General features: G+C 43.8%; 15 protein-coding genes. 10 read left to right on the top strand and 5 right to left on the bottom strand.

Annotated elements, in window-relative coordinates; all coding sequences use genetic code 11:
• Positions 1-5: 5 nt before the first annotated feature.
• From C7457_RS03205 to C7457_RS03190, 4 genes are read right to left on the bottom strand one after another with little or no spacing between them, the layout of a single operon-like run.
• Complete coding sequence (locus C7457_RS03205; protein WP_121169996.1) at positions 6-947, bottom strand: beta-ketoacyl-ACP synthase III; 942 nt, start codon at positions 945-947, stop codon at positions 6-8.
• A complete protein-coding gene (gene plsX, locus C7457_RS03200; RefSeq protein WP_121169995.1) occupies positions 937-1,950 on the bottom strand; it encodes a phosphate acyltransferase PlsX in 1,014 nt (337 codons plus the stop codon). Before plsX ends, C7457_RS03205 begins: the two co-directional genes overlap by 11 nt.
• A complete protein-coding gene (rpmF, locus tag C7457_RS03195) occupies positions 1,951-2,130 on the bottom strand; it encodes a 50S ribosomal protein L32 (protein WP_121169994.1) in 180 nt (59 codons plus the stop codon). It lies immediately after the preceding gene.
• 1 nt (position 2,131) lies between these two features.
• The gene (locus C7457_RS03190) at positions 2,132-2,656 is read right to left on the bottom strand and encodes a YceD family protein (protein ID WP_121169993.1); all 525 of its coding nucleotides are present in this window, start codon (positions 2,654-2,656) and stop codon (positions 2,132-2,134) included.
• Between the two features lie 115 nt (positions 2,657-2,771).
• On the opposite strand from C7457_RS03190, the gene C7457_RS03185 reads away from it, so the two are divergent.
• The 10 genes from C7457_RS03185 to C7457_RS03140 are packed head-to-tail and all read left to right on the top strand — an operon-like array spanning position 2,772 to position 11,700.
• Positions 2,772-3,323, top strand: coding sequence for a SurA N-terminal domain-containing protein (locus C7457_RS03185; protein ID WP_121169992.1), 552 nt, complete (start codon positions 2,772-2,774; stop codon positions 3,321-3,323).
• A 9-nt stretch (positions 3,324-3,332) separates the two neighbouring features.
• Complete coding sequence (locus C7457_RS03180; protein WP_121169991.1) at positions 3,333-4,184, top strand: peptidylprolyl isomerase; 852 nt, start codon at positions 3,333-3,335, stop codon at positions 4,182-4,184.
• Positions 4,185-4,219: 35 nt separating this feature from the next.
• A complete protein-coding gene (secD, locus tag C7457_RS03175) occupies positions 4,220-5,890 on the top strand; it encodes a protein translocase subunit SecD (protein ID WP_121169990.1) in 1,671 nt (556 codons plus the stop codon).
• Positions 5,891-5,899: 9 nt separating this feature from the next.
• Positions 5,900-6,784, top strand: a complete 885-nt coding sequence (gene secF / locus C7457_RS03170) for a protein translocase subunit SecF (RefSeq protein WP_121169989.1) — start codon at positions 5,900-5,902, stop codon at positions 6,782-6,784.
• Positions 6,781-7,860 carry an LptF/LptG family permease gene (locus C7457_RS03165; RefSeq protein ID WP_121169988.1) on the top strand — a complete coding sequence of 360 codons (1,080 nt, stop codon included), beginning with the start codon at positions 6,781-6,783 and terminating at the stop codon, positions 7,858-7,860. The genes secF and C7457_RS03165 overlap by 4 nt, the downstream gene beginning before the upstream one ends.
• Positions 7,854-8,915 (top strand): LptF/LptG family permease, encoded by a 1,062-nt coding sequence (locus C7457_RS03160; protein WP_121169987.1) that lies wholly within the window; start codon positions 7,854-7,856, stop codon positions 8,913-8,915. The genes C7457_RS03165 and C7457_RS03160 overlap by 7 nt, the downstream gene beginning before the upstream one ends.
• A gap of 9 nt (positions 8,916-8,924) precedes the next feature.
• Positions 8,925-9,632 (top strand): endonuclease V, encoded by a 708-nt coding sequence (locus tag C7457_RS03155; RefSeq protein WP_121169986.1) that lies wholly within the window; start codon positions 8,925-8,927, stop codon positions 9,630-9,632.
• The gene (gene ndk, locus C7457_RS03150; protein WP_121169985.1) at positions 9,622-10,047 is read left to right on the top strand and encodes a nucleoside-diphosphate kinase; all 426 of its coding nucleotides are present in this window, start codon (positions 9,622-9,624) and stop codon (positions 10,045-10,047) included. Before C7457_RS03155 ends, ndk begins: the two co-directional genes overlap by 11 nt.
• 45 nt (positions 10,048-10,092) lie before the next feature.
• Positions 10,093-10,917, top strand: a complete 825-nt coding sequence (locus tag C7457_RS03145; protein ID WP_121169984.1) for a hypothetical protein — start codon at positions 10,093-10,095, stop codon at positions 10,915-10,917.
• 9 nt (positions 10,918-10,926) lie between these two features.
• The gene (locus tag C7457_RS03140) at positions 10,927-11,700 is read left to right on the top strand and encodes a fumarylacetoacetate hydrolase family protein (RefSeq protein WP_121169983.1); all 774 of its coding nucleotides are present in this window, start codon (positions 10,927-10,929) and stop codon (positions 11,698-11,700) included.
• On the opposite strand, the gene C7457_RS03135 is transcribed toward C7457_RS03140, so the two are convergent.
• Complete coding sequence (locus tag C7457_RS03135) at positions 11,697-13,868, bottom strand: IGHMBP2 family helicase (RefSeq protein ID WP_121169982.1); 2,172 nt, start codon at positions 13,866-13,868, stop codon at positions 11,697-11,699. The two genes, C7457_RS03140 and C7457_RS03135, sit on opposite strands and share 4 nt — an antisense overlap.
• Between the last annotated feature and the right edge of the window lie 39 nt (positions 13,869-13,907).

Here is a 13,907-nt window from a genome sequence, read left to right as displayed (position 1 = left end):
TTAGTTTAAACTTTTATAACACAGGAACCCCAGGTAAAACCTCCCCCAAAAGCGACCAACAGGGCAACATCTCCCCTCTTTAACTTTCCGCTCCTTAAGGCTTCATCTAAGGCAACGGGTATTGAAGCTGCACTGGTATTTCCGTATCTATCAAGGTTAACAAAGACTTTCTCCTGATTTATGCCCAACCTCTCAGAAACCGCCTTTATTATACGCAAGTTTGCCTGATGAGGAATTAGGAGAGATACATCTTCAGGCTTCATTCCAACCTTCTCTAGAACTCTTAAAGCCGATTCAACCATAGTCCTAACGGCAACCTTAAAGACCTCATTTCCCTTCATCCTAATGTAGTAAGGAAATTCTTCGTTTGAACCTACAGAAGGAACTGCAAGGAGCTCCCCGTAAGAACCGTCAGCTCCAAGGTCAAAGCCGAGGATCCCTTCATCCTCTGAAGTTTCAAGGTAAACTGCTCCTGCACCATCTCCAAAGAGAATGCAGGTGGTTCTGTCACTCCAGTCAACTATCTTTGACAACCTTTCAGCACCTATTACGAGAGCCCTACTTACTCCCTTACTCCTCATAATTGAATCAGCAACGTAAAGGGCATAAATAAAACCTGTGCAGGCAGCAGAAACGTCAAAGGCAACTGCTCCTCTGTTCCCTATCTTTGATTGAACTTTACAGGCAGTTGAAGGGAAGAAGGAATCGGGAGTTGCCGTTGCAACAACTATGAGCTCAAGGTTTTCAGGTGAAACATCCCCTAAAGCCCTTACCGCCGCCTCAGTAGCCATATCTGAGGTTGTTTCTCCCTTGCTGATCCTCCTCTCCTTTATCCCAGTCCTTGTAGTTATCCACTGGTCGGAGGTCTCAACCATACTCTCAAGGTCAAAGTTAGTAAGGACTCTATCTGGCAGGTAAGAGCCTGTTGAAACGATTCTAACTCCCATTTGACTTCCCGAACCTCTCTATCTCTTCCTCTATGTGTCTGTTAAGTTCGCTCTTTACAAAACGGGTAGCTGTTTTAATAGCGTTCTTTATCGCTTTTGCGTTTGAGCTCCCATGGGAGATTATAACAGGAGCGTTTAGACCAAGAAGGGGAGCTCCACCAATCTCTGCGTAATCAATTCTCCTTTTAAAGCCCTTTATCGCCGGCTTTAGAGTTATTGCACCAATTTTTGAGATGAAGTGCTTATCTATCTCTTCCTTCAGGATCTTTGCAAGAGTTTTAGCTATACTTTCACTCAACTTTAAACAAACGTTACCTACAAAACCGTCACAAACTATAACGTCAAATTTCCCAGAATAAATATCCCTTCCTTCAGCATTCCCAATAAAGTTAAGGCCCTTATCCTTAGCATCCTTAAGGAGCCTATAGGCTTCCTTAGCCAGTTCGTTTCCCTTTCCTTCCTCCTCTCCAACGTTTAAAAGACCAACCCTTGGCCTCTCCTCATCGAGGACGTAACGGGCGTAAGCGCTACCCATAACCGCAAACTGGAGAAGGTGAAAGGGCTTACAGTCAACGTTCGCTCCAACGTCAAGTAGGAAAGTATAGCCGGTAAGGTTTGGAAGAACGGCCGTAATGGCAGGTCTTTCAACCCCCCTTATCCTTCCAACTGTGAAGAGGGATATGGCCATAACCGCACCGGTGTTACCTGCACTAACGAAGGCATCGGCCCTCCCCTCTTTAACGAGGTTAAGGCCTACGTGGATTGAGGAGTCCCTCTTCCTGAGGGCCTTTGAAGGTTGTTCATCCATACTAACAGACTGGGAAGCATCAACTACTTCAATTAAGTCTTCAGGATAGGAGTACTTTTTAAGTTCGCTCTCTACAAGTTCCTTCTTCCCCGTTAGGAAAACTTTTACGCCCAGCTCCTTTACGGCCTGAACAGCTCCCATTACGGGAACCTGGGGGGCAAAGTCACCCCCCATGGCATCAAGGACAATCCTCATTTACTCCTCTACCTCTACAACTGTCTCCCCTTTGTAGTAACCACAGTGCCTGCAAACCCTGTGAGGAAGCTTTGGCTGAAGACAGTTGGGGCAGACGGAGATAGCAGGGTTCTTGGCCTTCCAGTGAGTTCTCCTCTTGTCCCTTCTAGTTCTTGAGACTTTTCTCTTTGGAACTGCCATCTTACTTCTCCTTTTCCCTTAGTTTATTTTGAAGTTCCTTTAACTTCTCCCATCTCTTATCAACTTCTCTCTTCTCCTCTTCCTCCTCAAACTCCCCTTCTGTGTACTTAACCTCCTTACACTCAGGGCTGCAAAGGGGCTTAACGGGGAGCTCCAACATAACCTGCTCCTGAACAACTTCGGCAAGGTCAAGGATACTTTCATCGGAGAATTTTATATCAAGTTCCCCAGACTTTATCTGCCCTCCGCTTATTTGGGAAGTCGGCATCAGATCGTAATTAAACTCCCTATCAACCTTATGGCTAAACTTCTTTAAACACCTACTACAGGTAAGCTCAACCTCTCCCGTAACCCTACCTTTAACCTGATAACCTACGGGCTTTTTCTTTACCTCAAGGTGGAGTTTAAAGGGGGAAGACTTGCTAACTTCCTCAGGGGGGAGCTCCACCAGTGAAGGCTGTATTTCAGTATCAACCTTAATAGGCTCCTTTACTGTAACTTCACTTAAATTGACTTTCCTCTTCATTTCTCACCCAGAAAAAGGTTTAGGACGGTGGATAAAATATGCTATCAGCCAATCTTTGCAATTACTTCAATTTAGTAGTAAGTTTATTCACCAAATAATTGCTTTTGGAGGAAAAATGAAAAAGGCACTTCTAACGGCTCTAATCGTAGCTTCAGCCTCAACTTCATCAATGGCGGCAGATAAGGTCTTAGCAACAGTTAACGGCAAGAAAATTACGGAAAGCCAGCTCAACAGTGCAATTGACAGTCTGCCCGCTAAATATCAAGGACTTAAGAATAACCCTCAGTTCAGGAAAATGGTCCTTGAGAACATGGTTAAGGAAGAGATCCTCTACCAGGAAGCCCAAAAGGAGGGAATAGAGAAGGACCCGAAAGTTCAAAAAGAGTTGGAACTGGCCAAAAGGAGGATACTAGTTCAGGAACTCATAAGGAAACACGTTAAAGTCCCTAAAGTTAACGTAACGGACGAGGAGGCAAGGGCTTTTTATGAGAAGAATAAAAAGCAGTTTATAGATCCAAACGGAAAACAAATTCCCTTCCAGTCACTCAAACCTTTCATAGTTCAGTCTCTCAAACAGCAGAAAGAGCAGGAGGCCTTCAGAAAGGCAATTAAAAAGTACGTTATGGAACTCCAAAAGAAGGGAAAAGTCCAGATAAACGGCAAGTAAGGAGGGAAAATGAAAAGGCTTCTCCTTTACCTCCTTTTGATAGTTATCCTCCCAACCGTTAGTTACTCAAAGGTAGTTGACTTCATAGCTGCGGTTGTAAATGGGGAGCCAGTTCTCTACAGCGAAGTCGTTAAGTTTGCAAAGGAAAAGGGAATAAACGACCTGAGAGTTGCAAGGGATAGACTTATTGAGAAGAAGATCCTTTTAACAGAGGCCAAGAAAAAGGGTTTAAAGGTCTCAGACAGGGAGCTTCAAAGGGCCCTTAAAGACCTTATAGAGAGAAGCGGTTTCAAGAGTGAAAAGGAGTTTGAAGAGGCCCTCAAAAGGGAGGGTCTCACCATTAAAGACGTTAAGGAAAAGCTGAGGGAACAGCTCCTCATTACAAAGTTAATAGCAAAAGAGGTTAAGTCAAAGGTTGAAGTGTCCCCCGTTGAAGTTGAGAAGTACTGCAGGAAAGTGGAGAGTAAACCTGTAAGGGAGGTTTACTACATCTACACAACTTCCCAGGAAACTGCAGAGAAGGCCCTTTCACTTCTAAAAGAAGGAGTCTCCTTTGAGAAAGTCGCAAGAGAACTGAGCCAGGACAGGGCTACTGCCGAGAGGGGAGGTTACATAGGTAGAGTAACAAGGGGAATGCTGGTAAAACCCCTTGACGAAGCCATTTGGAGCCTCAAGCCAGGTCAGTACAAGCTGGTTAGAACTGATAAGGGCTACTTCATAGTCTTCGTTAAGAGTGAAGAAACGGGCAAGTGCGACAGGGAGAAGATAAAGCAAGAAATCTACATGAGGAAGTTTCAAAAAGCCCTTAAGGACTACACAGATAGGCTAAAGAAGGAGGCCAGCGTTAAAGTCTACATGTAGTAAACTTTGGCCGACAAAAGCGGGGAGTCTGGGAAATGAAGAACCTTAAGTGGAAAGTAGTTTTCGTTTTAGCAGTACTCTTAGGCGCCATCTACGTTGCACTAACAAAGCCAATTAACCTCGGACTTGACCTAAAGGGTGGAACTCACTTAGTCCTCCAGATTGATACGGAAAAGGCCCTTGAAACGGAAGCTTTAAATGCAGCAAGGGACATTAAGAAGAGGCTTGAATCTGAAGATATTCCAGTTTTAAACCTAAAGAGGGAAGGGAAAAAGGTTGAGATAGAACTCTTAACAGAGGATTCAGTCAAAAAGGCAGTTGAAATCATAAAAGAAGATTACGGTAGCATGTTCAACATAAAAGTTTCGGGTAAGAAGATAGAGCTCTTCCTTAAACCCTCCTACGTATCAAAGGAGGTAGATAGGCTTGCAGAACAGGCCCTTGAGACCATAAGGAACAGGATTGACCAGCTGGGAGTTGCAGAACCTGTAATAGTTAGGAACGGAAAGGATAGGATTATAGTAGAGCTCCCCGGCGTTAAAGACCCGGAAAGGGCCAAAAAGGTAATTGGAAAAGTAGCAAACTTAGAGTTTAAAGAAGTCGTTGACGTAGCAAGGAGCCCCGAAGAACTCGTAGGAAAGCTAGGGGGAACTATCCCTCAAGGGAGCAGTCTCTTAGTTGAGCCATCTCCAACAGGGCCAAAGTTCTACCTGATAAAGGACGGAAAGAGGGAAGAAGTTAAGGTTTCCTCCCTTGAGGAACTCGTTAAGAAGTTCGGTGGGAGAGTTCCAGAAGATAAACAAGTTTTAATCCAGGAGATAAAGGATAAAAACGGGAAAGTTGTCGGCTACAACTTTTTCATAGTAAAGAGAGAGCCTATACTAACGGGCGCTTACCTTAAAGATGCCTACCCCAGCAGGGATGAACTTGGCATGCCGGCAGTTAGCTTTATCCTTAACTCCGAAGGAGCAAGGATCTTTGAGGAGTACACTGCAAAACACATAGGAACACGCCTTGCAATAGTCCTTGACAATAAAGTCCAGTCAGCTCCTGTGATAAGGAGCCAAATCGGAGCAAGGGGCCAGATTTCCGGCCAGTTCTCCTACCAGGAAGCAAGGGACCTATCAATAGTCTTAAGGGCGGGAGCCCTCCCTGCACCTGTAAAGATTGTTGAAGAAACGACGGTTGGACCGTCACTAGGTAAAGAATCGGTCGAAAAGGGAATAAAGGCGGGAGTGGCAGGTTTAGTAATCGTAATGCTATTCATGATGGTCTACTACAAAACTGCAGGAGTAATTGCAGACGTTGCCCTACTAATGAACGTTATTCTGCTTTGGGCACTTATGGCCTTAATTGGTGCAACCCTTACGCTCCCTGGAATTGCAGGATTCATTTTGACAATTGGTATGGCAGTTGACGCAAATGTAATAATTTTTGAAAGAATTAAAGAAGAATTAAGGAAGGGAAGAAACCTTTTCCCTTCAGTTGAAGCAGGATTTTCAAGGGCTTGGGGAACAATTCTTGACGCAAACATTACAACCTTAATTGCTGCAGCAGTTCTATTCCAGTTTGGAACCGGGCCGATTAAAGGATTTGCAGTTACCCTCTCCTTGGGTATTCTAACCAGTATGTTCACAGCCGTCTTTGTGACGAAAGTCCTCCTTGACTTACTGGTAAGGTACAAACCATCACTACTTAGGATATAGGGAGCTCTGATGAAAAGGAAGTTTGACTTTATCGGAAAGAGGCACCTAGCCTACCTCCTTTCACTCCTTCTGATAGCTGGAAGCTGGTTTTACGGAGCTTTCGTTAAGGGACCTAAGTTTGGAATTGACTTTACCGGAGGAACTCTGGTTGAGGTAAGGATTAACCAGGAAAACGTTAATACAGAAACGATCAGAAACCTACTTAAAGGGAAAGTGGAGGGGGTCTCAGTCCAGAACGTTGAAGGTGAAAGAGCTTTTCTTATAAAAGCTCCTGTTCAGGGAGATCCGAATGAAACAGTTTCAAAGATAAGGAAAACTTTAAAGGAAGAGTTTGACGGAAAGCTAACAGTCCTAAAAGTTGAAATGATAGGTCCAACAATCGGAAAGGAACTCAAAGAAAAGGGAATAATGGCGATAATTTACGCCCTAATAGGAATCCTAATCTACGTAGCATGGAGGTTTGAGCCCATCTTCGCATGTGGAGCAATTTTGGCCCTCGTTCACGACTCACTAGCTACCGTCGGAATCTTCATGAGCGTTGGAAGGGAGTTTAGCCTTCCCGTCATTGCAGCTTTGCTTACAGTTATCGGATACTCCATTAACGACACGATCGTTGTTTACGACAGGATAAGGGAGAACATGAAGGTCTTACTTAGGAGTAGACCCTTTGAGGAGATAGTTAACGATAGTATAAGCCAAACCCTCTCAAGGACAGTCATAACATCGTTAACAACGCTGTTCGTTGTCCTATGCCTTTACCTGTTTGGAGGCGGAGTAATAAACGACTTTGCGTTTGTACTCCTTGTAGGAATAATCGTCGGAACCTACTCATCAATCTTTATTGCAAGTGCTATAGTAGTTGACTGGTACAGGTACGTTAAAAAGGAAAAATGAAAATACTCTACAGGTACATTGGAATTGAGGTATTAAAGGCAGTAACTCTAACTACATCCCTCTTCATCTTCATCATTCTGATGGATAGGGCATCATTCATAGCTGAAACGGTTTTAGGTCAGGGGGTAGGCTTCCTTGACTTTCTCAGCGTCCTAATTAAGACAGTTCCTTCCTTCTTAGGAATAGTAATTCCCATATCTTTCGTAATCTCCGTCCTCATAACTTTTATACAGATGGGAAGTTCTAACGAACTTGTGGCCTTAAAGTCGTGCGGAATCAGCATTAAAGACATTTCCAAGCCGGTAATAGTTCTCGGTCTCCTCTTCTCACTACTATCGTTCCTATCTCTCATGTTCATTGCGCCAAAGAGCAACGTTGAGGTGAAAAAGGAAATTACTCAACTCCTGAAGAAGAAGATAACGATGAACATAACCCCCAAGAAATTCTCTTCCAACTTCCCGGGAGTTACCTTTTACGTTGAGAAGATCTACCCCGAAAAGGGGTACATCCTTAACTTCATGGTATCAATCCAGAAAAAACTTCAACTGATAACTATATTTGGAGAGAAAGGCGTTCTAAGAACCAAAGGGGACAGCGTTTTCTTAGATATATTTAACGGGAATGCCCAAGTTATAGACTGGAAAAAGCCGGAAGGACTAAAGTTCCTTTCATTTAAGAGTTACACAGTGGAGCTCTACAAGTTCTCAAAAAAGGAGCAGTTTAAAGCAAAGAAATATAAAACACTCTTTCAGCTGATTGAAGACGGAAGTATAGAAAGCAGAGCCGAGATTATAAAGAGACTCTCCCTATCACTCGCCCCCCTAATAGTAGGGCTCCTTGCCTTCTCAGTAGCCGTTTCCCTTCCAAGGGGAGCAGTGGGAACCGGAGTAACTCTCGGACTTCTAATCGTAGTTATTTACTACGTAATTTACACAGTTAGTAAAAAATTGGCAGTTAAAACGGGAGTACCTATCTTAGCCTTTACTCCAGATTTAGTATTTGGACTAATTACAGTCCCACTTTATCTACGAACTATAAAGGAAAAGCTCCAAATAGAGATCGGTGGAAGATGGTAAAAATCCTTGATAAGTACGTTTTTACCGAAAGTCTAAAGTACTTTACCTTGAGTATCCTAACCTTTCTCACTCTATTTGCAGTAATTGACATGGTTAGCAACTTAGAAATTCTCATTAAGTACGGCTTAAAAACGGAAGTTACTTACGTTACCGGCAGGTTTCCCCTTTACTTAGTCAGAGTAATACCGATAGCAGTTTTACTATCTGCAATGATTACCCTCTCAAAGTTTTCCTCAACTAGTGAACTTACAGTTGTAAAAGCACTAGGGATAAGTATTTACAGGTTCACACTTCCCCTAGTACTTTTAGCATCCCTTGCCTCTCTTTCCTCTCTACTCCTTCAGGAAAAAGTAGTTCCAGCCGGGCTGAGTAAGGTAAAGGAAGTCGAAGCACTCATGGAGAAAAGAAAGGGAGAGAAAGTTCCTATAAACGGGATTTGGGTAAAGAACGAAAAGAACCAGTACATCTTCTTTTGGAGCTTTAAACCAGCTGAAAAGGAAGGAGAAAGGATAACAGTTTTGAGCGTTAACGGAACAAAGCCTGTAAAGAGAATTGATGCTTTAAAAGCAAAGTATAGGAGAAATGGTATCTGGAGGTTAAAAGAAGGTTTTGAGAGGGACTTTGAAGAGCTTAAAAGCCAAAAGTTCAAGGAGAAAGACTTAAATTTGCAAATTACCCCGAAGGAACTCCTACTCTCCTCAACCTTACCTGAAAGTATGGGACTAACCCAACTATTCTTAACCATTAAAAGACTATCAAGGATAGGTTATGAAACAGATTACCTCAGCCTTGAACTCTACTCAAGACTTTCCCTCTCCCTTCTACCTATCGTTGCAGTCATTATCGGGATTCCCTTTGGGGTTTACAACCCAAGGAACAAAAGAGGATACACTCTCCTGTTTGCAGCTCTCTTAATCGTATCAATGTGGATCGTAATTTCTCTATTTCTAAGCCTTGGAAAGAGCGGAGTTCTTCCACCTTCATACGCTGCATTCGCTCCCCTTTTCATTTTTGGAGCAGTAGGGCTAACACTCCTAGGAAGAGTCGATACTTAAGGGGGGAAAGTGAAGTTCTTCTTTAACAGAGCAAGGAAAGTTCAGGAGATACTGAGGGAAAAGGTAAAACTTGAGCCTCTTAAAAAGGAACCGAAGTTAGTAGGAGGATGCGATTTAACCTTCGTTGACCCCTATAAAAACCCAACCATCGGTATTGGTGCCTTCGTAGTCCTTAGATATCCTGAGATGGAAGTAGTAGAGAAAAGGTACGAAGTTATGAAAGTGGAAATTCCCTACTACCCGGGTTTTTTAGCCTTTAGGGAACTCCCACTTTTAATAAAGACATTCAGAAAACTTAAGAACAGACCACAGCTTGTAGTCGTTGACGGCCACGGAATAGCCCATCCGAGGGGACTTGGAATTGCAGCCCACTTTGGAGTAGTAGAGAAGGTCCCTACAGTAGGGTGTGCAAAGAAGATCCTCTACGGAAAGACAGAGGAGCCTTGCAGGGAGAAAGGGTGCTACACGCCTATACTGGACCCAAAGGATGGAAAAGTTATAGGCTACTCGTTAAGAACTAGAAGTAACGTAAAACCTGTTTACGTCTCAGCCGGAAACCTCATAACTAACGAGGAAGCCCGAGACTGGGTTCTAAAGCTCTCAACGAAGTACAGACTTCCAGAACCGACAAGGCTCGCCCACAACTACCTCCAGGAAGTAAGAAAAGGTATAATCTCTGAAAACTTTACAGACCGGAGGGAAAAGGATGGCAGTTGAGAGAACTCTCGTTATCATCAAACCAGACGCCGTTAAGAAAAATGCAGTGGGAGATATCATTAGGATTCTACAGGAAAATGACCTCAAACTCCTTGCAATCAAAATGGTCCACCTTTCAAAGGAGCAGGCAAAGAGGTTCTACATAGTTCACAAGGACAGACCCTTCTACGACGAGCTTACAGACTTTATGTCATCAGGTCCTTGTGTTCCTATGGTATTTGAAGGAGAAAACGCTATCTCAAGGGTAAGGGAAATCATCGGCGCAACAGACCCTGCAAAGGCCGCCGAAGGGACAATTAGGAGGAAGTACGGAACCGACGTTGGAAGGAACGCCGTTCACGCTTCAGACTCTCCTGAGTCTGCAGCTTACGAGATTCCGTTCTTCTTCAATCAGCTTGAAATTCACCAGCAGTAAAGGGGGAAACTCTCCCCCTTCCTCTAAACCAAAAGGGGAGACTTTATGGAGGACAGTTTTAGTATCCTAGGCCTTGATAGGGATATCTGCGAAGAAGCCGTAAGTGAAGGAAAGGAACAGGAAATTAAGCACTTCGTCTTTGAAGACCTCCTTGACACCCACGAAAAATTAATCTGCTACAGTAAAGACTTAACAGACTTCTCAGTCTACTCTTACATCCTCAGGAAAGAGAAGTTTTCCCTATTTTCCCGCCAGGAAGAGAGAGAACTCGGCTGTTACTTGGGATACAGGGAAGGTTCACTTTACACCTTTGAGGACTTTAACTTCAAGATAAACTCCCTTGAAGAGTTCACCCTCCTAACCGAAGCAGTTGAGGTTACATCCGGAATCAGCTTCTACTTTGAACTGTGCAACCTCTGCCAGCTACCGGAGGATCTAAAGGGGGAACTTGAGGTAATCCTTACTCTTTACGGAAAAGAGATAAAGAAACTTGCACCTTTAACCAAGCTGGACCAGATAGCAGACGAAAACAGGGAGCTCCTCAAACTGGCAGTAAAGGGGAACGAAAAGGCCATTGAGAAGCTAGAAAGGGAAGTTGGAGAGGAAGAAACCCGTAGGCTGTTATCCGAGCTTAAAGGCCACCCAGAAGAACTGCTTGATACCTGCGTACTTCCTTCTCTAAATCAATACTTTATAGTTGGTATAGTAACTTCGGTTAAAAAAGTTCAGTTTAGAGGTAGAGAGCTCCTAGCGATTGACCTCTTTTCAGAGGAGCTTGAGTTTACGGTTCTAACGAACCAAGTAGTAGACGTTACTGAAGGAGATAGGGTTTCAGTCAATGGTAAAATGTTTGCAGTTGCCGTAGTTTAGGAGGGAACCGTGAAAATAGGAAGGTTTAAGTATGGAGAAAGGACTATCTTTGGGATCATTAAAGGAAGGGAAATAGTCCCAGTTAAGGAAACAAGGGTTTCAGATCTGATGGAGAGTATAACCCCGACAGACGAGGTAATTCCAATAAGGGAAACAAAGTTCTTATCACCTACAAGGCCTTCAAAGATCGTTGCGGTCGGTCTTAACTATAAGGCCCACGCCGAAGAGATGGGTAAACCTCTACCTGAAGAACCTCTCCTATTCCTCAAACCCTCAACGGCAGTTATAGCAAACAAGATGAGAATAGTCCTACCAAGCATGTCAAACAGGGTTGACTACGAAGGTGAACTTGCAGTAGTAATAGGGAAAAAGTGCAGGAAGGTTACCCCTGAGGAAGCAAAGGAGTACATCCTCGGTTACTCCTGTTTTAACGACGTTACGGCAAGGGACCTTCAGCAGAAAGACGTTCAGTACACAAGGGCAAAATCCTTTGATACGTTCGCCCCTTACGGTCCGTGGATTGCTACAGATATTGACCCGATAGGATTAAAGATTACAACTAAGGTAAATGGAGAGGTAAGACAGGAAGGGAACACCGAGGATATGATCTTCTCACCCTTTGAGCTAGTTTCCTTCATATCCCAAGTAATGACCCTCCTTCCAGGAGACGTAATAGCAACGGGGACCCCTCCTGGAGTAGGCCCCCTAAACGAAGGAGATAGAGTAGAGGTAGATATAGAGGGTATTGGAACGCTTATTAACTATACGGTCAAGGAGAGTTAGCCTTTAAGGGAGTAAAACTTTCCCTTCTCCTTAACGTAATCTATAAACTTTTTATAGGTTTCGTGGTTGCTGAGGGTCTTTGAGTTTCCTATGGCTATCAGTTTTCTCCTTGGCCTGGTTATTGCTACGTTCAACCTCCTTAAATCCCTAAGGAAGCCTATCTCTCCTTCATCGTTTGAACGAACGAAACTAATAATGATTGCCTCCTTTTCCCTACCCTGGAAGCCATCAACTGAGTTTACTTCAACTTTTAATTCCTTCTCTATGAGGAGCTGTTTTATGAGCTTAACCTGGGCAGCGTAGGGAGTAATGATTCCTATATCCCTCCTATCAAGCCCCATCCTGTAAAGGAGGTGTGCAATCTCAACCGAAAGCTTTGCCTCTTCATAGTTTTCGTAGGAAGTTGAACCTTTAGGCTGGAACTCGTAAGCGTTTATGTTTGAAGTATCAACAAAGGCAAGTGGTAGCTCAGGATCAAGGACCTCTTTAAACTTTTCAGGCTCACTTACGCATAAATCTTTCAAGGTATGGTTCTTAACTTCAGGGGCGGCAATCAACTTACCTTCGTAGAACTCCTTACTTGGAAACTCCATAATTTTCTCATTCATCCTGTACTGAACAGTGAGCATCGTTGAGAGCGCCCTATGTTTCTCTATCAACCTCTCAAAAAGGGTCCTCTCAAGCTCCTTTGCCTCCTCGCTCATAACAGTGGGGGGAAGTTGCTTGTGATCACCTGCAATGTAGAACTTATCGGCCCTCATGATCGGAATAAGGGTTGAAGGTTCAACCTGCTGGCTTCCCTCGTCTATAACTGCAACGTCAAAGTGGAAGCCTTCAAGGAGCTCCGACTTAACCATTGAGTTCGTTGATACAACAACGTCAGCGTCAGCAATAATCTCCCTGTAGATAATAGATTCCATCTCCTTAAGGGCCTTTATCCTTACATCAATTTCGTAGTTGGTTAAAATCCAGTTTGCCATGGAGTGCATAACTTTCTTAGGAACACCCCTAAAGCTCTTTCCCTTTCTTCCGAAGTAAACTATCTCCTCGTCGCTCATTCCTCTCCTGAGGGAAGGAGTAGGTTTCGTAAACTGATCTCTCTTATCTATAAGTTCCTTAACTCTCTCCCAACCCTCTTTCACTTTTGAACTCTTTTCGTGCTCCTCAAAGAGAGCGTAAATTGAAAACTTCTCAAGCTCCTCAAGAACCCTTGCAGGGTGACCTATTCTAACCAGTTTAAGTTCAGGGTACTTTGATAGGTTAAGGAGGATATTATCTGCGGCAATGTTTGAATCTGCAGTCGCAAGAACCTTCTTTCCCTCCTTTACAAGTTGAACGATTAACTCAGTTACAGTACTCGTCTTCCCAGTTCCGGGAGGACCGTGAACTAAGAAGAAGTCTGGAGCTCCAAGGGCTAGTGAAACGGCCCTTTTCTGGGTTTCGTTCAGCCTTGAGTCAAAGGGCTCAAATTCAACAGCTTCAGTAACAGCTTTTGGTTCCTCTAAACCAACTATTACGTTCCTAATCTCCCTTTGCCTTCCAACGGCATGGCGGAGCTCCTCTAGGTTTTCCTCCATCCTCTTAAAGGTTACATCGTTAACGTAGAGGTCAACACGAACGCCCTTCTTATAAACCCAGTTTGGTGGACGGTTGTCAAAGGCGACGGTAATCGTCTTTTCCGTTATCCTCACAACAGTTCCAAGGAGGTCGCTCTTTAGAGGATTTCCCTTACTTACAAGGACAACGTCCCCAGTTGATATCTCAGTCTCTATAGGCTTTTCCCTCCAGAACCTTACAAGGTGGAGGTGGAACTTAGTTCCAGCTCTACTTCCCTTAAGGTCAAGGATTGCCCTTCCAAGGAGTTCCCTTTCCCTACCCGATAACCTCCTTATCTCCTCTTCCTGAAACCCAATCTCAGAGAGCCTTTCAAGGTCAATCAGGTACTTAAACTTCTCAACGTAGTTGTGAACAGTTTTAATCTCCCTTTCCTCTTCAGGAGAGGGCTGGAGCTCAGGGTAAACTCCGCTCAAGGAGTCGTCCTTTAGGTAAATCAAAGTCTTACCGTTGGCAACAAAGACCTCCTTAACGTCGTGCTTCCTAAGACCAAGGTGACGGAGCTCCCTATAAAGCTTCTTTCCATCGTAAATACCATCAAGGAGAATCGGCATATCAACCTCTCAAATTAAATTAATATAATTCCTCATAAT

Origin of the sequence: Thermovibrio guaymasensis, assembly GCF_003633715.1 — a bacterium.
In the GTDB taxonomy this organism is placed as follows: domain Bacteria; phylum Aquificota; class Aquificia; order Desulfurobacteriales; family Desulfurobacteriaceae; genus Thermovibrio; species Thermovibrio guaymasensis.
Note: the sequence above shows the minus strand (reverse complement) of the source record. Positions and strands in the feature narration are given on the sequence as shown.

Excerpts from the sequence above, each read along its gene's own strand:
- C7457_RS03205 (WP_121169996.1), bottom strand. The coding sequence starts at position 947 with ATGGGAGTTAGAATCGTTTCAACAGGCTCTTACCTGCCAGATAGAGTC.
- plsX (WP_121169995.1), bottom strand. The coding sequence starts at position 1,950 with ATGAGGATTGTCCTTGATGCCATGGGGGGTGACTTTGCCCCCCAGGTT.
- rpmF (WP_121169994.1), bottom strand. The coding sequence starts at position 2,130 with ATGGCAGTTCCAAAGAGAAAAGTCTCAAGAACTAGAAGGGACAAGAGG.
- C7457_RS03190 (WP_121169993.1), bottom strand. The coding sequence starts at position 2,656 with ATGAAGAGGAAAGTCAATTTAAGTGAAGTTACAGTAAAGGAGCCTATT.
- C7457_RS03185 (WP_121169992.1), top strand. The coding sequence starts at position 2,772 with ATGAAAAAGGCACTTCTAACGGCTCTAATCGTAGCTTCAGCCTCAACT.
- C7457_RS03180 (WP_121169991.1), top strand. The coding sequence starts at position 3,333 with ATGAAAAGGCTTCTCCTTTACCTCCTTTTGATAGTTATCCTCCCAACC.
- secD (WP_121169990.1), top strand. The coding sequence starts at position 4,220 with ATGAAGAACCTTAAGTGGAAAGTAGTTTTCGTTTTAGCAGTACTCTTA.
- secF (WP_121169989.1), top strand. The coding sequence starts at position 5,900 with ATGAAAAGGAAGTTTGACTTTATCGGAAAGAGGCACCTAGCCTACCTC.
- C7457_RS03165 (WP_121169988.1), top strand. The coding sequence starts at position 6,781 with ATGAAAATACTCTACAGGTACATTGGAATTGAGGTATTAAAGGCAGTA.
- C7457_RS03160 (WP_121169987.1), top strand. The coding sequence starts at position 7,854 with ATGGTAAAAATCCTTGATAAGTACGTTTTTACCGAAAGTCTAAAGTAC.
- ndk (WP_121169985.1), top strand. The coding sequence starts at position 9,622 with ATGGCAGTTGAGAGAACTCTCGTTATCATCAAACCAGACGCCGTTAAG.
- C7457_RS03145 (WP_121169984.1), top strand. The coding sequence starts at position 10,093 with ATGGAGGACAGTTTTAGTATCCTAGGCCTTGATAGGGATATCTGCGAA.
- C7457_RS03135 (WP_121169982.1), bottom strand. The coding sequence starts at position 13,868 with ATGCCGATTCTCCTTGATGGTATTTACGATGGAAAGAAGCTTTATAGG.